The sequence below is a fragment of the Mycobacterium sp. genome, from assembly GCF_032162605.1.
Lineage (GTDB): Bacteria > Actinomycetota > Actinomycetes > Mycobacteriales > Mycobacteriaceae > Mycobacterium.
Genome location: NZ_JAVROT010000256.1, coordinates 1 through 20,700 on the forward strand (window position 1 = coordinate 1; position 20,700 = coordinate 20,700).

The window sequence follows — 20,700 nt, forward strand, 5'->3', positions numbered from 1 at the left end:
GTGGTGGTCGTCGTCGGAGGCGTCGTGGTGGTCGTCGTGGGCTCGGTGGTGGTCACCGGCGGGGGCACCACCGAGGTGCTGGTGTCACCGTTTGGAAGCGTGATGGTCTGCGTGGATGGCACGGGCGGCGGCGCCTCGCTGCTCGACTGTCCCGGCGAGTAGCTCGTTGCGGTCTCAGTGACAGGGCCGGTGTCACTCGACGTGCTGGTCAGTGTCACCGCGAGTCCTCCCGCCGCCAGGAGCGCGGCGGCCGCGGCGGCTCCGAACAGAATGGGCGGCCGTTTGTACCACGCGAGCGGCTCCGAATCCGGAAGATCGTCCTCCTCGTCGTGCGCGAAGGCGACCTCCGGTCGGGCATCGGTCTGGCCGCCGAAGTCCGACTGGTAGTCGGCTCCGGCGTATGGCACGGGCTCGCCGCTCGGGGCGTCGTCCTGCGACCACGCCAGGGCGCGGAAGGTGGACGACCCGTCGTTGGGGACCTGGGCGGCGGGCGGGGCTCCGGCGACCCATCCCATCGTCGGGGCCAGGCCCGTCGGCGCGTCCGCGGTGGGCGCCATGCCGGTGGGGGCCATACCCGTCTGGGCATCGTCGTCCAACCCGCTGGCCGCGACGACGGCCGCGCCCGCGGCGATGGTGAGGCCCGGCGACGGCGTGGTGACGACGGGTGCCCGGAGCTGCTCCGACAGTCGCTGGGTGACCAGTGGAATCGCGGCGCCGCCGCCGACGGTGGCGACTGCGGAAACGCTCGTCGCCGGAATTCGATGGCGCTGCAATGCATCTGCGATCGTCGACAGCAGACCTGCCAGCGGGGGATCGATGAGCCGCTCGAGCTCCTGGCGGGTGATGCGGACGTCGGAGGAGTAGCCGGGCAGTTCCGCTTGGATCACTGTGGCGGTGTCGGCGGACAGGCGCTCCTTCGCGGCGCGGCACGCGTCGCGCAGGCGGGTGAGCGATCCGACCGCGGCGGTGCTGGCGGGATCCGACGAGCTTGCCTCGGCGATGCCTGCGACGACGTGGTTCAGCAGTGCCTGATCGACGAGGTCGCCGGAGAAGTCCGGATAGCGGATGGTCTCGCCGATGATCGCGAGGCCGGCGCGTGTGTCGGCCAGCGTGACGCTGGTTCCGCTGCCTCCGAAGTCGCACAGCACCACGACGCCGTCGGCCGGCAGCCCCGGCACTGCCCGCAGGCCGGCGAGCGCGGCGCCAGAGTCCGGAATCAACGTCGCGGGAACGCCGCCGGGGGACAGGCCGGGCCTGGCCCGCAGTGCGTTCCGCAGGGCGCCGACGACTGCGGGTCCCCAGTGCGCGGGCACGGCGATCGTGACGGGCGCGCCCCCGCCGGCTTCCCGGGCCATCACGTCGAGGGCCTCGACGAGGACGGCCTCGCCCCGGTGGGAGGAGCCGTCTGCCGCCACGAGGGGTACCGGGTCACCGACCCGCTCGACGAAGCCAGCCAGGACCAGCCCGGGCTGGTTCGGGCCGGGGAACTGGCCGACCTCCGGCCCACGGTCGTTGAACAGAGTCACGACCGATCGCCGCGTGACCGGCCCGGCACCGACGCGGGCCGCCACCAGATTGGTGGTTCCGACGGACAATCCGAGTGGTTCGCCCGTGCCGCGCGGTTCGCTCATGAATTCAGCACATCCCTGTCGGATCGAAGAAACAGCCCTCACCATATCGGCTACCGCAAGGGGTCGGGGCATCAATCCCCCTAACGATGAGGAACCCCTAACGGGTCGTCCCCTAACGCATGTTCTGGAGGGGTGGGTTCAGCACCGATCCCGGGACCGGGTTCCACCGATAGCATTCGAGCAGAACCGATTGTGGCTTCAGTTTGGCCACCGTCCCGCAGCAGCAGATTGTAGGTAGGCCGTGGCGAACTCACTGCTCGACTTCGTCATGTCGCTGGTACGCGATCCGGACGCTGCCGCCCAGTACGCGGCCAACCCCGCGCAGGCGATCGCCGACGCCAACCTGAGCGACGTGACCAGTGCGGACGTCAACCACCTGATCCCCGTGGTAGCCGAATCGATGTCCACAGCTGTGCCGTCGGGGGGTCTTTCCGGAGGAGCTGACACCATGCTGGACTCCGCCCACAACGTGTGGGCGAGTGGCGCCGCGACGGCGGCCTTCGACGCGTTCGACGACCACCTACCGCTCCAAGGCGGTGATATCGTCGCAGATCAGGTGCCCACATTGGCCAACGTGATCGAACAGCCGGAGGATGCGGCGCCGACCATCGTCGACCATGGTTTCGATGATGTGAACGTGCCGTTGATCGCGACCGCGTCGGAGCCGTCGCCGGGCCTGGACGTGCCGACGTTCGAGGACGTCCACGTCCTGGACACCCCGACGGACGGTTCGCTCGACGATGTGCACCACTCCATTTCTGGTGGCGTCGACGATCACCTGGCGCAGCCACAGGACCCGGACTTCGACATCTTCACGTGAGCCAATCCAGCTTCACGACGACGACAGCGCGGCCAGCAATGGCCGCGCTGACGTCGTATCCATGCAGGCCAGGGGTGTGTGAGCGAACATCCCCACCCATCCCCTAATCCCCTAACGGCAACCCCCGGTGCACCCCGTAACGGCCCCGACCGGCGAGGGGTCAAGTCCCCGTTTCCGGGGTTCGGGCGGGCCCATAACGTAATGAACAGATCGCCGGGAAGCCGGCGACACGACTACCCAAGTCCCACCCAAGAGTCCCACCCAATGACGGACACCACCGAAAGGCACTTCAATGACGAACCTCATCGACTACATCCTCGAGCTGTTCCGCAGCCCCGACGTGGCCGCCACGTTCGTCCGGGATCCCGACGGCGCCCTGCGCGACGCAGGACTGCCGAACGTCAGCGCGGCGCAGCTGCAGGCCGTGGCCGCCACCACCGTTCCCGCCGGCGTCATGCTCGGCGGCGGCAACCCGGTCCAGGGTCTGCAGTCCGCGGTCGCCAACTACCACAACATTCCGTCGGCCTTCTCGCCGCAGACGGCGTTCGCGCCGCAGACGGACTTCGCCAGCCACAACGCGACCGAGGTCGCCAGCAACAACGACTTCATGAGCCCCGATCAGGCGGCGGGCGCCAACGCCCAGAACGGCGCGTTCAACCTCGGCTTCGGCGACGTCACCCTGGGCGACAAGACCAGCAACACCGCCACCGACGGTGGCGTGGTGAACACCGGCACCGCCGGTCACATCGACACCACCAGCGTCAACGGTGACGGCAACGTGGTCGGGCACGGCAACAACGCCAACACCGGCGTCATCGAGGGTGGCAGCCACTCGCCGATCATCATCGGTGAGGGCAACGACACCCAGGTGAGCGACACCTCGCAGCACTCCGGTGGCGACATCATCGACGGCAACCAGGGCACGGTCATCAAGGACAACGACATGTCCGGTGGCCACGGCGGCAGCGCCAGCTCCAGCGGCGGCGGCGGTCTTCTCGGCATCGGCAACGGCGGCAACGAGGCCAACGCCGGTGGCGGCGGTGGCGGTGGATCGATCATCGTCAACGACAACGGCAACCACTCGAACACCACCGCGGTCGGCGGCAACCAGACCACGGTCGGCCACGACCTGGGCAGCGGCAACAGCTCGACGGTGGACTCGTCCACGCACACCGCCAGCACAGTGCACGAGGACAACACCTTCGAGCAGGACAACTCCACCCACACCGACAGCTCGATCCACAGCGACAACACTTTCTCGCAGGAGAACTCGCTGCACCAGTCGGCCGACACCCACATCGAACCCGATACGCACATCGGTTTCTGACCGGATCGGATTCAGTAGAGCTGGCGGGGATCTCCTCTCTTTGGGGACCCCGCCAGACTCGCGTGCGTACCTTTATTGCGACCCGAGCGGAAGAGCCCCATGACGCAACCGAACGACCCGCGCAAGGTCAAGGTCATCCTCGAGTTGATCGACCACAGCACCAGGATCGCCAATGACTACGAGCGCGGCGACCTGGTGGATCGACTGGCAAGGGCCAAGGAGCGGATCAGCGACCCGCAGATCCGCGTGGTCATCGCGGGCCAGCTCAAACAGGGCAAGAGCCAACTGCTCAACTCGCTGCTCAACGTTCCGGTCGCCCGCGTCGGGGACGACGAGACCACCACGATGGCGACCGTCGTTTCCTACGGCGAGCAGGCCTCGGCGCGACTCGTCGTCGCCCGCGGCGATGGCGCCGATCCGGAGGTCGTCGAGATCCCCGTCGCCGACGTCCGCAACGACCTGCGCCGCGCCCCCCAGGCGGGCGGCCGCGAGGTGCTGCGGGTCGAGGTGACCGCGCCGAGCCCTCTGCTGAAGAACGGGTTGGCGTTCGTCGACACCCCCGGCGTGGGTGGCCACGGCCAGCCCCACCTCTCGGCGACACTCGGTCTGCTGCCCGATGCCGAGGCCATGCTGATGGTCAGTGACGCCAGCCAGGAATTCACCGAACCTGAGATGACCTTCATCCGGCAGGCTGTCGAAATATGCCCGCTGGCAACGATTCTCGTCACCAAGATCGACCTCTACCCGCATTGGCGCGAGATCGTCGCGGCCAACGTCGCGCACCTTCAGCGCGCAGGTCTGGACGTCCCCGTTACTCCAGTCTCTTCGACCCTGCGCAGCCACGCGATCCAGACGAACGACAAGGAACTCAACGCGGAGTCGAACTTCCCCGCGATCGTCAAGTTCCTCAGCGACCGGGTGCTCGCCCGCGAGAACGACCGGGTTCGCGACCAGGTGCTCGCCGAAGTCCGCTCAGCCGCAGAGCATCTGACGATGACCGTCGAGACCGAGCTCTCGGCGATCAACGATCCCGACGACAGAGACGCGATGAACGCCGACCTCGAGCGACGCAAGCAGGAGGCGCAGGACGCACTGCAGCACACCGCGCTGTGGCAACAGGTGCTCAACGACGGCATCACCGACCTCACCGGCGACGTGGATCACGACATGCGCGCACGGTTCCGGGCGATCACTCAGCACACCGAACACGCCATCGACGCGGGCGACCCCACGCAGCACTGGGCCGAGATCGGCGCCGAGTTGGAGGACACCGTCGCCACCGCCGTCGGCGACAACTTCGTGTGGGCCTATCAGCGGGCGGAGGCGCTCGCGCAGGAAGTGGGCCGCACCTTCATGGAGGCCGGCCTCGACGCCGTCAAGATGCCGCAGATCAACGCGCGTGACATGGGCGCGGGCTTCGGCGAGATGAAGTCGCTCGCCAGGTTGGAGGCAAAGCCGATCGGCAAGGGCCACAAGGTCGTTACCGGCATGCGCGGTTCGTACGGCGGCGTGGTGATGTTCGGCATGCTGACGTCGTTCGCCGGCCTGGGCATGTTCAATCCCCTCTCGCTCGGCGCGGGCCTGTTGCTCGGCCGCAAGGCGTACAAGGAGGACATGGAGAACCGCATGGCCCGCGTGCGCAACGAAGCGAAGACCAACGTGCGCCGCTTCGTCGACGACGTGTCATTCATCGTCGGCAAGGAATCCCGCGACCGGCTCAAGAGCGTGCAGCGACAGCTCCGTGACCACTATCGCGAGATCGCGAACCAGACCACGCGATCACTCAACGAATCGCTGCAGGCGTCCCTGGCCGCGGCGAAGATGGAGATCGACGAGCGCGACACCAGGGTCAGGGAGCTCGAGCGTCGGCTCAACATCCTGCGCCAGGTCACCGAACATGCCGTGAACCTGTCGCCCGCGGCGGAACCCGTCACCAAGTGACTTCCCAGCCACGGCGATCGAGCCGACAACTAAGCTGACCCTCCGACATGAGTACGAGCGATCGGGTGCGCGCGATTCTCGGCGGCACCATCCAGGCGTACCGCGGAGATCCGGCCTTCTCCGAACGCCCTGACGTCCACAACGAACTGGACTGGATCGGCAGGCGCCTGAACCAGCCGATCCGCATCGCGCTCGCCGGGACGTTGAAGGCAGGCAAGTCGACTCTGGTCAACGCGCTGGTCGGGGAGGACATCGCGCCGACCGACGCTACGGAGGCCACCCGCATCGTGACGTGGTTCCGCAATGGCGCCACTCCGAAGGTCACGGCAAACCACAGGGGTGGCAGGCGGTCGAACGTGCCGATAGCCCGAGGTGCGTCCGATCAGAGGGGTCTGACGTTCGACTTCGCCAGTCTCGACCCCGAGGACGTGATCGACCTCGATGTCGAGTGGCCTGCCGCGGAGCTCGTCGACACCACCATCATCGACACGCCCGGGACCTCCTCGCTGTCCCGTGACGTTTCCGAGCGCACCCTGCGGCTGCTGGTCCCCGACGACGGCGTGCCACGCGTCGACGCCGTCGTCTTCCTGCTACGGACGCTCAACGCTGCCGACATCGCGCTGCTCAAGCAGATCGGCACGCTCGTCGGCGGCTCGGCGGGCGCGCTCGGCGTCATCGGCGTCGCGTCGCGGGCCGACGAGATCGGGGCGGGCCGGATCGACGCGATGCTGTCCGCGAAGGACGTCGCGACCAGGTTCACCGCCGAGATGGACAAGACGGGCATCTGCCAGGCCGTGGTCCCGGTGTCCGGGTTGCTCGCGCTCACCGCACGGACACTGCGGCAGAGCGAGTTCGTCGCGCTGGAGAAGCTCGCTGGCGTGGAGGCGGCCGAACTGACCAAGGCGATGCTGTCGGTGGACCGGTTCGTGCGCGAGGACGGCCAGCTGCCCGTCGACGCGGCCACTCGCGCGGCGCTGCTGGAGCGTTTCGGCATGTTCGGCATCCGCATCTCGATCGCGGTGCTCCGGGCGGGCATCACCGATTCGGTCGCGCTGGCCGACGAGCTACTCGAGCGCAGCGGGCTGATCGCGCTGCGTGACGTCATCGATCAGCAGTTCGCGCAACGGTCGGATCTGCTCAAGGCCCACACCGCGTTGCTGTCACTGCGCAGGTTCGTCGAGGCCAACCCGATCTTCGCCACCCCCTACATCATCGCCGACATCGACCCACTGCTCGCGGACACCCACGCGTTCGAGGAGCTGCGGCTGCTGAGCCAACTGCGTTCGCGGACAACGACGTTGAACGAAGACGAGATGGCGTCGCTGCGACGGATCATCGGCGGCTCCGGCACGGATGCGGCCAGTCGGCTCGGTCTGCAGCCGGAGGCGCCCTACGACGGCCCGCGTGCGGCGTTCTCCGCCGCGCAACGATGGCGCCGCCGCGCCGACCACCCGCTGAACGACCCGTTCACCACCAGGGCGTGCCGGGCGGCGGTGCGCAGCGCGGAGGCGATGGTCGCCGACTTCGCCGCGAAGGGCCGCTGAGGCCCAGTCCCATTCCCGTGGCTCGCCGAGTGCACGTTGTTGACGCCAGCACTCGGGCGATGTGTACACCAACCGTGCACTGGGCGTAGCACTACGGACGCGGGTATCCCGTCCGTGTCTCGTTGAACCTCGGACGGGTGCGACCGTCGTCGTAAGTGGTCGGGGCCCTGGTCCTGGGCAGGTTGGACGGATTGAAGGACGTCGTGGTGTCCGTGCTGGACGTCGTCGTCGGCGTCGTCGCCGAGGTGTCACCCGGTTCGATGTCGGTGGTGACCGGGGGACTGGTGCTGGTGATCGTCTCCGTGGTGGTGGTCGTCGACGACGACGAGGCCGACGTGCCTCCGCCCGAGGTGCTGGGATCCAGGTAGTACTGCGGCGCCGGCGCAGGATCGTTGACCTGCTGCGCCACGCACGACACGCCCCAGAAGAGGATGCCGAGCACGATGAGCGCGGCGACGCTGACACCCGCGAGAGTCGACGGCCGCTCGTGCCATGCGGGTTCGGCGTCGCCGCTGGAGTCGTCGTCGCCGGTCACGGCCCCGATAGTAGCCGCGGGTGCCGAACGGCAACCCGGTCAGCCCAGCTGGGGGATGACCTCGCCTGCGAAGAACTCCACGTGGTCCAGATCGGACTGGTCGAGGACCTGGAGATAGACCCGTTGCACACCGGCTTCGGCAAACGCGTCCAGCTTGTCGGCGATCTCCGCGGGCGTGCCGGCCAGTGGAGAATTGCCGCGCAGCTCGTCGACCTCGCGACCGATGGCAGCGGCCCGGTTGGCGATCTCGGCGTCGTTCCGCCCCGCGCAGACCACGAATGCCGCCGAGTAGATCAGCGAGTCGGGGGCGCGCCCCGCGTCGGCGACCGCTGCCGCGACCCGGCCGTACTGGGTCTTGAGGGTGTCGAGGTCGACGAACGCGATGTTGAACTCGGCCGCGAACTTCGCCGTCAGCGCAGGCGTTCGCTTGGGTCCGCCACCACCGATGATGATCGGCGGGTGCGGGGACTGCGTGGGCTTGGGCAGTGCGGGCGAGTCCTTGATCGAGTACTGCGCGCCGGTGTAATCAAACGTCTCACCCGCCGGCGTCGTCCACAGCCCGGTGAGGATCTCCAATTGTTCGGTCAGCCGGTCGAAACGCTCGCCGAGCGGCGGGAACGGGATCGCGTATGCCTCGTGCTCGGCCTCGAACCAGCCGGCGCCGATGCCCAGATCCACACGGCCACCGCTCATCTCGTCGACCTGGGCCACGGAGATGGCCAGCACTCCGGGATGGCGGAACGTGGCGGAGGTGACCATCGTGCCCAGCCTGATCGTCGACGTCTCGCGGGCGATGCCGCCCAGCGTCACCCAGGAGTCGGTCGGTCCTGGCAGGCCGTCGCCCGCCATCGCCAGGTAGTGGTCGGATCGGAAGAAGGCGGAGTAGCCGGCCGCCTCCGCGGTCTGAGCGACGGCGAGCTGGTCACCGTAGGTGGCACCCTGTTGCGGTTCGACGAATACGCGGAAGTCCATGTCCGCCATCTTAATCCCCCAAGTCGCTTCGCTCTCCCCCGCAAGCCGGGGGACCCCCAGCGCCGTAGGCTTAGAGCCCGCGCTTACCGCCGCGAACTGCCACGACGGCGTCGTCGTCACCGGAGAAGGTGAGTTTGGCCTCGTCGCGACCGGAGATGAACATCAGCAGCTCTCCAGGGTCGCCGGTGATTACCACGGTGGCTCCCTTGCCGAGGGCGGTGAGGGTCGTGCCGTCGGGTGTGCGCAGCGACACGTGCGCCGGACTCTTGGACATCGTCATCCGCGCCATCAGACTGACCTGCTTGGCCAGCGCCGAGGTCATGTCATCGTCGAGTATCCTTGGTTCCCAACTGCTTACGGCCCGTCGGACGTCCTCGTGGTGGATGAACATCTCGGCGACGTTGACGAAGGGGTCGAGCAGCTTGAACGGTGAGAAGAGGGGCGGCCCGGACGCGATCTGGTCGAGCAGCACGTTCCAGTCGTTCTCGGCGGCCACCTGGTTCTGTACGCGTTCGGTGTAGTCCGCGAACTTCGGGATCAGGATGCCTGGCGCCGCATCGAGTCGCCGCTCCCTGACGACGAGGTGGGCGGCGAGGTCACGGGTGGTCCAGTCCCCGCAGAGCGTGGCTTGTCCCGGCCCGACGCCTCGCATGGTGGTGACGAGGGCGGCGCGTTCCTGCTGGGCTGCGCTTTTCCTGTTGATGGTCATGAGTGTCCTTCGTCTAGTGCGCGGTCCAGATTGATGGCGCCCGTGGCGCTCTCTTGATCTTGCCCGTGCACCTCGGCGACGTGGCTAAACGCTCAGAAGACTTCGACACCTTGGATTGCGACGAACATTCCATGTCCGGTCCCGTCATTGGTGAATCGCGTGCCGTCCTTCGTTGAGACGATCGTCCACCCTAAGGCGGAGTAAGTGCGGTAGTCGATGGTGACGACGGGGATGTCGCCGAGATTGCCGGAGATCCACTCGAGCTGGCCGCCCGCGGTGAGGCGCACTCCGTTGGCGGGGACGCCGCTCACCGTCGGCGGGTTGGTGAACGGGGCCTCGCAGCCCACCTCCGTGGCATTGATCTGACAACGGGTCTGGCCGGACTTGGTCGTGATGAAGACGTAGCCGTTCTGTGGGGGCAGCCCTTCGGCGGCCGGTGGGGGCGTTGCGGAGCGGGAAGGCGTCGGGGACGTGCGCGTCGGCGTCGTGCGCGACGGCTGCGACGTGGGGAAGCTCGGTTCGGTCGGGTTCCCGGCGTTGCCCTGCGGCTTGCCGCCAACCGTGGATTGGCAGCCGACGAGGAGCGCCCCCGCGACGAGCACGCCTACCGCTGACAGTCGCGCCCTCATCGACGTCAAGGCTACGCAGGTTGTGACGGAAGTGGCTGCAGTGACTCACCCGCATTGAGCGTCGGAGGCGCTCAATCGAACAGGTCGGGCTGCTCCCGCGTGATCTTGGCGAACAGCGGCTGGAAGCTGAACCAGCCCGCGAAGTGGCTGCCGACCTGACCCCGCGTGTGCCTGGCCATCTCGTCGTCGATCAGAACCGGGGTGCCCGCGGCCTCGGCCATCAGCTGGGCCTGGCACGACCGCTCCATCGTGATGAACCACCAGGCTGCCTCCTCGACGGAGTGCCCGACGGTGAGGAGACCGTGATTGCGGAGGATGGCGGCCTTGCCGTCGCCGAGCGCATGCGCGATGCGCTTGCCCTCCTCGACGTCGAGGACGACCCCGGAGTAGGCGTCGAAGAGGGCGTGATCGTCGTAGAACGCGCAGGCGTCCTGAGTGAGCGGATCCAGCAGTCGCGCGAGGGTCGACCAAGTCTTGCCGTAGACCGAGTGGGAGTGCGCGGCCCCGATCACGTCCGGGCGGGCCGCGTGCACCTGGGAGTGGATCGCGAACGCCGCCTGGTTCACCGGCATGTCCCCGTGCACGACGGCGCCGTCGTGCCGGACGAGCAGAAGGTCACTCACCCGGATGTGGCCGAAGTGCATGCCGAACGGGTTCACCCAGAAGTGGTCGGTCATCTCGGGATCTCGGGCGGTGATGTGTCCGGCCACGCCCTCGTCGAACCCGAAGCGACTGAACAGCCGGAAGGCTGCGGCGAGGTTCTGCTTGCGATGGAGGCGTTCCTCCTCGACGGTGCGGTCCGTGCGTGGCAGCAACGCGGCCACGTTGCCACCCGCGAGCCTCTGCGCGTCTTCAATTCCGGTGTCGACCACGGCGGTCTCCTTCGGCCAATGCCGGTCGGTCGGCCGGCTTACGGCTCAGTCGATCGTACGTCGCCATGTTGTGTCCCCCCTGGCAAGCACTCCACAAAGGCAAAGCGCGCCACAAAAGCACCAAGCCCTCCCCGGGGATGTTCGGGAGGGCTTGGTGAGCTTTGGGTTTAGCGGCTTTAGCGGTCCTGCAGGTTGGCGATGTGCTGCGGGCCGTGGTGGTTGTGCCAGCCGGGGGCAGCCGTGGGGGCCGCGTGTGCGTGGGATTCGGGGCTGTAGGAGTAGCCGGGGCCGGTGGGGGCTTGGCCGCCGGTGGCGGTCGCGTTGGCCATGCCGGCCAGGCCGAGGGCGGCGCCGCCGATCATTCCGGCGGTGATGGCGGGGAGGGCGCAGTAGCGGGCGAAGTTGCGGGCGATGTTCGTCATGTTTTCAATCCTTTTGTCTGAGTGGGTGTTTCGGTTCCTGGCCGGTTGTGTTCCGGCGATGAGATAACTATGTCTCAGCCGTGAGGTGGTGTCTGTCGGGCGACTGGTGGAGCGGGCGGTTGAACCTCGTATCCCCCGATTGGTGGACACGGCGAGCGGTCGGGGCGCGAGTTCTGCGCGAGGGTCGTGCTTCGCGTCGCGGCGCAGCCGTGGTGCAGAACTCGGCGGCGGGGGAGGGGACAGCGCGCTGGGATCAGAGCGCGGCGTCGTCCGCAGCGTCGAGACGCACCAGCTCCGAGCGGGATGACATGCCGAGCTTCGTGAAGATCTTGTGCAGGTGGTAGTCGATGGTGCGCGGGCTGAGGAACAGCTCCGCGGCGATCTCGCGGTTCGTTCCGCCCGCGCCGACGAGTCGCGCGATCTGCAACTCCTGGGGCGTCAACTGACTGATCGTGCTGGGATCGCGCTTGCGGGCCGTCTCTCCGGTGGCTTGCAGTTCGACGCGTGCGCGCTCGGCCCACGGCGTCGCGCCGAGCCCCTCGAACGTCTCGCAGGCGGCGCGCAGGTGGGTGCGGGCCTGCGTGCGGTTGCCTGCGACATTCGTGCAGAATCCCGCCTGATTTTGCGGATCAGACAGTTGGGGTGCGGTGGACCCAGGGCTTCGCCTGCTCGAGTTGGCTGGCGACGCGGAACAGGACGTCCTCCCGGCCGTAGGCGGCAACGAGCTGCACACCCACCGGCAGCCCGTCTGCCGTCCATTCCAGCGGAAGGCTAACTGCCGGTTGGCCACTCATGTTGAAGGGCGGAGTGAACGGAACGAACTCGCCTGCGCGCTGCATCGTCGTCATCGGGTGCTCGGGGTCGTTGACGATGGTGCCCAGCTTGATCGGTAGTTCGGCAAGCGTCGGCGTGAGAAGCAGGTCCCAGCCGTCGTGCCACCACGACTGCATCCCGCGCCGGAACTGGGTGACGGACGAGAGCGCGAGTGCGTAGTCGATTGACGAGAAGTGGTCGGCGAACTCGGCTTGAACCACGTTCATCGGTTCCATTTCGTGGTCCGCGAGTGGACGGCCGAGTTGCTCGGAGAAGCGGCGTTTCGACAGGCCCATGTTCGCACTCCACAGCGCACCGAAGGTTGATCCGAAAGATCTGTCCTCCAACACCTTTGGCCAGGCCGGCTCGACGTCGTGCCCGAGCAACTCGAGCAGCGAGCCGACTGCCTGCGCTGCCGCGGTGCACTCCGGGTCGACCGAACCGCCCTGCGGATGGTGGTCGAGGATGCCGATGCGCAGCCGGCCGGGATCCGCGCCCAGTTCCTCGACGTACGGCCGCGTCGGGGCCGGTGCGATGACAGTGTCGCCGATCCCGGGCCCGTGCGTCGCGTCGAGCAGCGCGGCACTGTCGCGCACGGTCCGGCTCACGCAGTGTTCGACGGCCAGCCCGCTCTCGTCGCGTACCGGGCCGAGGGTGATCCTGCCCTGGCTCGGCTTGAGGCCGACGAGGCCGCAGCACGACGCGGGAATGCGAATCGATCCGCCGCCGTCGCTGGCGTGGGCGAAGGGAACCATCCCGGACGCGACCGCCGCCGCTGCGCCGCCGCTGGATCCACCGGGTGTGCGGGTGGTGTCCCACGGGTTGTGGGTGGCTCCCCACGCAACCGGCTCGGTGGTTGGGACGCTGCCGAGTTCGGGACTGTTCGTCCGCCCGGCGATGACGAGCCCGGCGGCGCGGTGCCGGCTGACCAGCGTGGTGTCGGCGTCGGCGATGACGTGCGCCTCCTTCAGCGCGACGTTGCCGTTGCTGATTCGCTGACCGGCATAGGCGGCGAAGAGGTCCTTGATCAGGAAGGGCACGCCGCGGAACGGACCGTCGGGCAGGTCGCTGTTGGCGGTCTCACGTGCATGCTCGAACCAGCGGATCACGACGGCGTTGAGGGACGGGTCGGTGCGCTCGATGCGGTCGATGGCGGCTTCGAGCAGCTCTGGCGGTGACACCTCGCCGGAGGCGACGAGGGCCGCCTGGTCGATCGCGTCCATCCATCGGGTCTGATCAGCGAGTGTGCTCAAGCGCCTTCCAATCCTGTTCTAGCCTGCTCGATCTGGTCGAGAGCGTATCTGGCAATGTCGGCGACAGTCGTCGCTGCGCCCTCACGCGCAAGCGATTCATAGGTCTGGTCGCCGAGGACCTCGTGAAGGTGGGTGATTGTGCTGTGGAACTGAGGCAATCCTGCAGTCAGCGGACTGAATGCGAACCCGATGACAGTGGCCGCCGGCTCGTATCGGCCAACCCCGTCCAACTGGGCTGCGAGCTCACCAAGGGCGACCCGCAGGTTGGCGGCGTTGCCCGCGTCGTGATAGTTGCGAACCGCCACACCGATGTGTTCGAGTGCCGCCAGCGGGTCACCAGATTCGGCCTCGAGGCGCGACAGGCCGAGCGCGAGCTGTGTCTCGTTGAAGCGGTTGCCGCTCTCCTGAGCGGTAGTCAGACCCCGGCGAAGCGCGCTCAGCGCAGCCGCTGGGTCGGCGGCGTGGAAGGTAAGCCCGTAGACGAAGAGCGCGAAGGACAGAGCATAGGGATTGCGGGTCGCCTCGGCGGCAGCGACGAGACCGTCCGCCGCAGCCATCGACTCCTCCTCAGAACCTGCGGCCACTAGTGCGAGTACGAGGCAAGTCCTGGTGAGGGTGCGCGTATCGCGATGTCGTGCGAGTTGGGTGCGGCACCAATCAACCCACCGTTCGGCTTGGCCGATGTACATGTACGCGGCCCCGAGCCAGCCTTCGACGCCGTACGGAACCTCAAGGCGGCCATCACCGATGACGGCTTGACCGGCGTCGCTGTAGCGGACGGCGGCCTCGATGCGTCCCGGCATCCAACACTGAGATGCCGCTACATAGATGCTGGCGAGCCGGCGATGGTCGGCGGCGCAGGCAGGCGCGACCAGCTCTTCGGCCCAGGCAATTGGCTCATAGCTCTCGGTCCCGCTGCCGAGGAACATTGCATATGTCGCGATGGCGGCGGCGTCGTCGAGATCGCCGTGGTCGGCAGCCCACCGAAACGCGGTACGCAGGTTCGCCAGCTCGACAGCGAACCAGTCATAGGCCTCTCGCTGTCGGGGGCCGTCCCACAATTCGAGGATGTCGGCTTCGCGACTGGCGAAACGACGGGCATGTGCGGTGCGCGCTACCGGCGCCCCGCCGTGGACCGTCAGCTGCTCTTCGGCGAATTGGCGGATGGTCTCCAGCATCGAATAGCGCGTCCGCGCCGCCGATCGGTTGGCGGTGAGAAGGGATTTGCGTACCAGCGCATCGAGGTTGTCCAGTACAGCATATTCGTCGGTGGCGTCGGAGCCGACTATCGCGCAAGCGCTTTCGAGATCGAATCCGCCCGCGAACACTGAACAGCGTTCGAGTAGTTGCCTTTCCGTATCGTTGAGCAGGTCGTAGGACCATTGCACGGCATGGCGCAACGTCTGATGGCGTTCCAGCCCCCGCCGTGACCCCACCAACAGTCGGAAGCGGTGATCGAGTCGAGACGCAACCTCGCTCATCGTCATCGACGCCATGCGGGCGGCGGCCAGTTCGATTGCCAATGGGATCCCGTCCAGACGGCAGCAGATCTCCCGCGCCACGGTCGCTTCTTCCGCCGTCGTGATCGAAAAATGTTTCACCACAGTGCGAGCGCGATCGACGAACAGCGTCACCGCGGCCGATTCGGCATCCGACCCGATGTCCAGTGAGGGCACGGTCCACAACTGTTCGTCGGCGATGCCCAGTCCCTCGCGGCTGGTGGCCAGGATCTTCACCGTCGCCGAGTAGCTGAGAATTGTCTCGATCAACTCCGCGGCGGCGTCGAGTAGGTGCTCGCAATTGTCGAACACGAGAAGCCGGCCCCGGCCGTCCTGAGCAGCGGCCACACTGTCGGCGACGGTCATTCCCGGTTGTTGAGTGATGCCCAACACTGCCGCGACCGCGTCGGGCAACGCGCCAGGGTCGGACACGCTCGCGAGTTCAAAAACCCATACACCATCGGGCAATTCAGCTGCGATGTGTGCGGCAACCTCCCAGGCCAGGTGGGTCTTGCCGACGCCGCCGACCCCGGTCAGCGTGACCAGCCTGTGGTTTCGCAATGCAGTGCGCACGCCGGCGAGTTCCTGTTCGCGGCCGATCAGCCTGGTGGGGGCAGGGCGCAGGTTGCCGGGCGACAGCTCGAGAGTCTTGAGCGAGGGGAACTCTGTCTGCAAGCCCTCGGCGCGCGCCTGAAACAGCTCAACCGGTGCCGGCAGGTCTCTCAGTCGCCGTGCCCCCAGATCGATGAAGCCCACGCCGCCGAGCAGTCCTGCGGTGGACTCGGCTACCAGGATCTGACCGCCGTGTCCGGCAGCCATCACTCTCGCCGCGCGATTGAGTGCGACGCCGAAATAGTCCACTCCTCGCAACTCGGCTTCGCCGGTGGCGATGCCCATCCGGACGGGTAACTCCAATGTCCGCTGTGCCGCGATGGCGGCTTCGACTGCGGCGCGTGGTGAGGCGAACGCGGCGCACACGCCGTCGCCGGTGTGCTTGAACAACCAACCACCATGTGCCGCAATCACTTCGTGTAGCACCTCGTCGTGTGCCGCGAGAGCTTCCCGCATCGTGTCGGCGTCGGCTTCCCAGCGACGAGTGGATCCCTCGATGTCGGTGAACAGGAAGGTCACGACGCCCGACGGCGGGCTAGTCACGACCGGACACCTCGGCGCGGGCCAGGTCGATTTGCTCGTAGGCGTATCTGGCCATCGCGGCGGTGGTCATCGACTTGCCCTCGCGGGCAAGCCTTTCGTAGGCCAAGCCGCCAAGGACTTCGAGCAGGTTGGCGAACGCGGCATCGACCTCGGGGAACGTCGCGCTGACGAAGGGGTTGAGTGCGAAGCCGGCGATGGTCGCTGCCGGTTCGTGGCGTCCGAGCCGGTGCATGAGCACGGCGAGGATAGCCAGAGCGTTACGCATGTTGGTGGTGTTGCCATAGTCGTGGTACTCGCGAATCGCCAGAGTCAGGTAGTCGAAGGCGGCGAGCGGGTCGCCCGATGCCGCCTCGACGCGGGCCGCAGTCGCCATCAGATGTGACCGATTGGCGCGATTGCCACTGTCTTGAGCGATGATCAGACCCCGGCGGAGGGCGTCCAGCGCGGCGGCGGGATCGGCGACGGAGAAGGCGTAGCCGTAGGCGAATAGGGCGAACGAGAGGGCATAGGGGTTGCCGCTCGCTTCGGCCGCTTCGATGATTCCTTCCGCGGCGGTGGTTGCCTCGTCGACACGGCCTGCCACCACGAGGCTGAGCACGAGACTCGACCTGGTGAGCCGGTAGGCGTCGTGACCGCGCGCCAGCTGGGCCCGGTACCACTCGATCGCTTGATCTGGCCGGCCGCCGGTCACGTGGGCGCCGCCGAGCAGGCCCTCTATCCCGAAGGGCGTCTCTCTGACACGGCGCCGGCCGAGCTCCAGACGGGCGCGGTCGGCGTAGCGGACGGCGTCTTCGATCCGTCCGGTCATCCAGCAACCCGAGGCCAGAGAGCACAGGGCCCCGAGCCGAGGATGGTCGACGGTGGCGGCCGGCTCGATGAGTTCTTCGGCCCAGGTGAGTGGTTCGAGATTCTCGACCGCGAGGCCGAGGAACCCCGCGTACATTGCGATGGGCGCAGCGGTATTGAGGTCGTCGTTGTCGGTGGCGCACCGAAACGCGGTTCGCAGATTGGCGAACTCGAGGGCGAACCAGTCGTAGGCCTCCCTCTGGCGGGGGCCATCCCACAGGGCGAGGACGGTAGCGCCACGCCCCCCGAAGTGGAGGGCGTGGGCAGTTCGCGCCTCGTTTGCCTCACCCCGTGCGACGAGTTGCTCGTCCGCGAACTGGCGAATGGTCTCCAGCATCGAATACCGGGCCCGGTCCGAGGACCGATCGACGATGAGCAGCGACTTGCGAATCAGGGCATCCAGCAGGTCCAGGATGGCGAATTCGTCGGCCTCGTCGGAAGGACCGACCGCGCAGGCACTTTCGAGGTCAAACCCACCGGCGAAGACCGAACACCGCTCCAACAGTTCCTGCTCTGCTTCGCAGAGGTGGTCGTAGGACCAGGCCACCGCGTGGCGCAATGTCTGGTGGCGCTCCAGACCACGCCGAGACCCGACCAACAGTCGGAACCGTTGATCGAGACGGTCGCGGACATCGCTGGCGGTCATCGACGACACGCGCGATGCCGCGAGTTCGATCGCCAGCGGGATCCCGTCGAGACGCCCGCAGATCTCCACGACCGCGGCCGCCTCCCCGGCCCGATCCGTCGAGAAGCGTGGCGCGACACTGCAAGCGCGTTCGACGAACAACGCGACCGCTGCTGAGTCCGATCCGCCCGTCACGTCCAACGAGGGCACCGGCCACAGGTGCTCGTGGGCCACGCCAAGGCCTTCCCGGCTGGTGGCCAGGATTGTCGTCGTCGTGGACCGGGAGACGATGGCCTCGACGAGATCTGCGACGGCGTCGAGGAGGTGTTCGCAGTTGTCGAAGACAAGCAGCCGCACGCGGCCCTCCTGCGCGGCAGCCACACTCTCGGTCAGGGTCATACCGGGTTCCTGGGTGATACCGAGCAAGGATGCCACCGCGTCGGGCACCGCGCCTGGATCGCTGACCGCGGCGAGTTCGAAAAGCCATATGCCGTCGGGGAATTCACCAACAAGCTGCGTGCCGACCTCCACCGCCAGGCGAGTCTTGCCGACCCCGCCGACACCGGTCAACGTCACCAACCGATGCGCTCGGACGCTGGCAACCACGTCGGCGACTTCCGCCTCCCGGCCGATGAAACTGGTTACCGGTGGACGCAGGTTCCCCGGTGACGGGTCTTGCGCCCACAATGGCGGGAAGTTCCTTCGCAGGCCGTCGGCGTGGACCTGGAACACGCCGACCGGGGTCGCTAGGTCGCGCAGCCGACGTAGGCCTAGATCGAGGAGGTCGACGCCGTTGAGCAGGCTCGCAGTCGAGTCGGCCAACAGGATCTGTCCGCCGTGGCCGGCGGCCATCACCCGCGCGGCGCGGTTGAGCGCCACCCCGAAGTAATCCGTTGCGCGCAGTTCCGCTTCGCCGGTGGCGATGCCCATCCGGACCGGCAACTCCAACGCCCGCTGGGCGGCGATCGCGGCGTCGACGGCGGCCCGCGGTGAATCGAACGCGGCGCACACCCCGTCGCCGGTGTGCTTGAACAGCCAACCTTCGTGTACCTCAATGGTTTTACGGAGCACCTCGTCGTGCGCAGCCAACGTCGCCCGCATCTGATCGGCGTCTGTCTCCCATCGACGCGTCGACCCCTCGATGTCGGTGAACAGGAACGTCACCACTCCAGACGGTGGATTCATGACTCTGATACCTCAGCACGGACCTGGTCAATGTGGTCGAGTGCGTACCGCGCTACCTCGGCGGTGGTCATCATTTCGCCTGCACGGGAGAGGGATTCGTAGGCGCCCTCGCCAAGGACATCACGCAGATCGTCGATCGTGGTAATGAGCTCCGGCACGGCGGCCGCTGTAAATGGGTTGACGGCGAATCCGGCGATCGTCGCTGCTGATTTGTAACGGCCGAGCCGGTCGAAGAGGGCAGCCAAGACAGCCAGGGGGCTACGGATGGTCGTGGTGTTGCCGGAGTCGTGGAGGTTGCGGATCGCCAGCGCGAGATATTCGAGCGCGGCCAGCGGGTCACCGGATTTGCCTTCGACACTGGCTAGGCAGATCTCCAGCTGCGACTCGTTGGCGCGGTTGCCGCTGTCCCGGGCCATCGCGAGACCTCGTCGCAGGGCATCGAGCGACTTCAGTGGATCGGCGCGACGGTAGGCGAGCCCGTAGGCAAACAATGCAAAGGTGACCGCATAGGGATTTCGGCTGGCCTCAGCGGTCTCGATGAGGCCGCTCGCGGTTGCCGTCGCTGCGTCATCAGAACCGGTGACAGCCAGTGCGAAGACGAGGCATGACTGGGTGAGGGCGTGGGTGTCACCTCCGCGGTTGAGCGTGGTACGGCACCACTCGGTCGCCCGTTCGGGTTGGCCGGAATTCATGTACGACGTGCTCAGCAAGCCTTCGGCCCCGAAGGGCACCGCAGCGCCGCCACCGTCGACCAGCAGTCGGCCGACGTCGCTGTACTGGACGGCCGCCTCGATCCGCCCTGGCAACCAACACTGCGATGCCATCACATACAACGCCGCGAGCCGGGGGTGGCCGGTTGCTCGTGCGGGCTCGATGAGCTCTTCAGCCGAGGCCACGGGTTCGTAGTTGTCGATCCTGTAACCGAGGAACCACGTGCCCGTGACGATCGCGGCCGCGGCCTCGAGGTCACCGCGGTTGGTGGACCACCGAAACGCCGTCCGTAGGTTGGCCAGTTCGATGGTGAACCACAGGTAGGACTCCTTCTGGCGGGGACCGTCCCATAGGTCGAGGAGATGTTTCTCGAGCCCCGCAAAGTGTTGCGCGTGCGCATCGCGGGCGGTAGTCGCGTTGCCGCCTGCACTGAGCTTCTCGGCGGCGAACTCACGGATCGTCTCCAACAGCGAGTACCGGGTGAGGCTGCCCGATCGGTCGGCAACGAGGAGCGACTTGCGCACCAGGGCATCGAGCAGATCCAGTACGACGTATTCATCTGAGGCAGTGTTGCCGTCCGGGTCCGCGGATGCTGCCACGGCGCAGGCGCCCTCGACGTCGAATCCGCCGGCGAACACGGAGATGCGTTCCAGTAGAGTCTTTTCCGCGTCGTCGAGCTGGTCGTAGGACCATTGCACGGTATGGTGCAATGTCTGGTGGCGCTCGGGAGCCCGCCGTGATCCGACCAGCAGTCGAAATCGATGATCGAGACGATCACGGACTTCGGCCGCCGTCATCGACGCCATGCGGGAGGCCGCCAACTCGATGGCAAGCGGGATTCCGTCCAGGCGGCGGCAGATCTCCACGACCGCGGCCGCGTCGCAGGTCCGAGCCAAGGACATCCGCGGCGCCACGGCACGGGCACGTTCGACGAACAGTCGCACCGCCGCCGAGCCAGTGCCGCCGCCGGTATCCAACGAGGGCACCGGCCACAGCTGCTCACCGACGACCCCGAGTCCTTCGCGGCTGGTGGCCAGAATCTTCGCGCTCTCGGAGCGCGCGAGGATCGCCTCGATCAGAAGAGCCGCGGCGTCAAGCACGTGTTCGCAGTTGTCGAACACCAACAACCGGACCCGGCCCTCCAACGCAGCAGCCACGCTGTCGGTCAGGCTCCTTCCTGGCTGCTGGGTGATGCCCAGCACCGATGCCAC

At 67.2% G+C, this 20,700-nt stretch carries 16 protein-coding genes; 4 read left to right on the forward strand and 12 right to left on the reverse strand.

What is annotated here, in order from left to right; genetic code table 11:
* The coding region (locus QOI01_RS15275) for an Hsp70 family protein (protein ID WP_526382288.1) at positions 1-1,631 on the reverse strand (1,631 nt) is incomplete at its 3' end.
* A gap of 241 nt (positions 1,632-1,872) precedes the next feature.
* Between QOI01_RS15275 and QOI01_RS15280 the strand changes: the two genes are divergently transcribed.
* The 4 genes from QOI01_RS15280 (at position 1,873) to QOI01_RS15295 (ending at position 7,263) form a co-directional block, all read left to right on the forward strand.
* A complete protein-coding gene (locus tag QOI01_RS15280) occupies positions 1,873-2,451 on the forward strand; it encodes an Rv0340 family IniB-related protein (protein ID WP_526382290.1) in 579 nt (192 codons plus the stop codon).
* A 292-nt stretch (positions 2,452-2,743) separates the two neighbouring features.
* Positions 2,744-3,778 carry an IniB N-terminal domain-containing protein gene (locus QOI01_RS15285; protein ID WP_526382292.1) on the forward strand — a complete coding sequence of 345 codons (1,035 nt, stop codon included), beginning with the start codon at positions 2,744-2,746 and terminating at the stop codon, positions 3,776-3,778.
* Between the two features lie 99 nt (positions 3,779-3,877).
* Positions 3,878-5,719, forward strand: a complete 1,842-nt coding sequence (locus QOI01_RS15290) for a dynamin family protein (protein ID WP_526382294.1) — start codon at positions 3,878-3,880, stop codon at positions 5,717-5,719.
* Between the two features lie 47 nt (positions 5,720-5,766).
* Positions 5,767-7,263 (forward strand): dynamin family protein, encoded by a 1,497-nt coding sequence (locus QOI01_RS15295; protein ID WP_526382295.1) that lies wholly within the window; start codon positions 5,767-5,769, stop codon positions 7,261-7,263.
* A gap of 91 nt (positions 7,264-7,354) precedes the next feature.
* Here QOI01_RS15295 and QOI01_RS15300 read toward each other — a convergent pair whose 3' ends face one another.
* From QOI01_RS15300 to QOI01_RS15350, 11 genes are all read right to left on the reverse strand, one after another.
* Entirely contained in the window at positions 7,355-7,798 is a 444-nt protein-coding gene (locus QOI01_RS15300) for a hypothetical protein (protein ID WP_526382297.1), read from the reverse strand.
* Positions 7,799-7,837: 39 nt separating this feature from the next.
* Positions 7,838-8,779 (reverse strand): LLM class F420-dependent oxidoreductase, encoded by a 942-nt coding sequence (locus QOI01_RS15305; RefSeq protein WP_526382298.1) that lies wholly within the window; start codon positions 8,777-8,779, stop codon positions 7,838-7,840.
* A gap of 61 nt (positions 8,780-8,840) precedes the next feature.
* Complete coding sequence (locus QOI01_RS15310; protein WP_526382300.1) at positions 8,841-9,479, reverse strand: TIGR03085 family metal-binding protein; 639 nt, start codon at positions 9,477-9,479, stop codon at positions 8,841-8,843.
* A gap of 92 nt (positions 9,480-9,571) precedes the next feature.
* A complete protein-coding gene (locus tag QOI01_RS15315; protein WP_526382301.1) occupies positions 9,572-10,108 on the reverse strand; it encodes a hypothetical protein in 537 nt (178 codons plus the stop codon).
* 71 nt (positions 10,109-10,179) lie between these two features.
* Entirely contained in the window at positions 10,180-10,932 is a 753-nt protein-coding gene (locus tag QOI01_RS15320) for a class II aldolase/adducin family protein (RefSeq protein ID WP_526382314.1), read from the reverse strand.
* Between the two features lie 224 nt (positions 10,933-11,156).
* A complete protein-coding gene (locus QOI01_RS15325; RefSeq protein WP_526382303.1) occupies positions 11,157-11,402 on the reverse strand; it encodes a hypothetical protein in 246 nt (81 codons plus the stop codon).
* Between the two features lie 253 nt (positions 11,403-11,655).
* Entirely contained in the window at positions 11,656-11,844 is a 189-nt protein-coding gene (locus QOI01_RS15330) for a helix-turn-helix domain-containing protein (RefSeq protein WP_526382304.1), read from the reverse strand.
* Positions 11,845-12,031: 187 nt separating this feature from the next.
* Positions 12,032-13,468: an amidase gene (locus QOI01_RS15335; protein ID WP_526382306.1), complete on the reverse strand. Its 1,437-nt coding sequence runs from the start codon at positions 13,466-13,468 to the stop codon at positions 12,032-12,034.
* Positions 13,465-16,122: an ATP-binding protein gene (locus QOI01_RS15340; protein WP_526382308.1), complete on the reverse strand. Its 2,658-nt coding sequence runs from the start codon at positions 16,120-16,122 to the stop codon at positions 13,465-13,467. The genes QOI01_RS15335 and QOI01_RS15340 overlap by 4 nt, the downstream gene beginning before the upstream one ends.
* The gene (locus tag QOI01_RS15345) at positions 16,115-18,778 is read right to left on the reverse strand and encodes an ATP-binding protein (protein WP_526382310.1); all 2,664 of its coding nucleotides are present in this window, start codon (positions 18,776-18,778) and stop codon (positions 16,115-16,117) included. The genes QOI01_RS15340 and QOI01_RS15345 overlap by 8 nt, the downstream gene beginning before the upstream one ends.
* Positions 18,775-20,700: ATP-binding protein (locus QOI01_RS15350; RefSeq protein ID WP_526382312.1), on the reverse strand; the 1,926-nt coding region annotated here is incomplete at its 5' end. The genes QOI01_RS15345 and QOI01_RS15350, both read right to left, overlap by 4 nt.

Coding starts and splice junctions, on each gene's coding strand:
- QOI01_RS15315 (WP_526382301.1), bottom strand. CDS start 10,108: ATGAGGGCGCGACTGTCAGCGGTAGGCGTGCTCGTCGCGGGGGCGCTC.
- QOI01_RS15295 (WP_526382295.1), top strand. CDS start 5,767: ATGAGTACGAGCGATCGGGTGCGCGCGATTCTCGGCGGCACCATCCAG.
- QOI01_RS15290 (WP_526382294.1), top strand. CDS start 3,878: ATGACGCAACCGAACGACCCGCGCAAGGTCAAGGTCATCCTCGAGTTG.
- QOI01_RS15345 (WP_526382310.1), bottom strand. CDS start 18,778: ATGAATCCACCGTCTGGAGTGGTGACGTTCCTGTTCACCGACATCGAG.
- QOI01_RS15310 (WP_526382300.1), bottom strand. CDS start 9,479: ATGACCATCAACAGGAAAAGCGCAGCCCAGCAGGAACGCGCCGCCCTC.
- QOI01_RS15305 (WP_526382298.1), bottom strand. CDS start 8,779: ATGGCGGACATGGACTTCCGCGTATTCGTCGAACCGCAACAGGGTGCC.
- QOI01_RS15325 (WP_526382303.1), bottom strand. CDS start 11,402: ATGACGAACATCGCCCGCAACTTCGCCCGCTACTGCGCCCTCCCCGCC.
- QOI01_RS15285 (WP_526382292.1), top strand. CDS start 2,744: ATGACGAACCTCATCGACTACATCCTCGAGCTGTTCCGCAGCCCCGAC.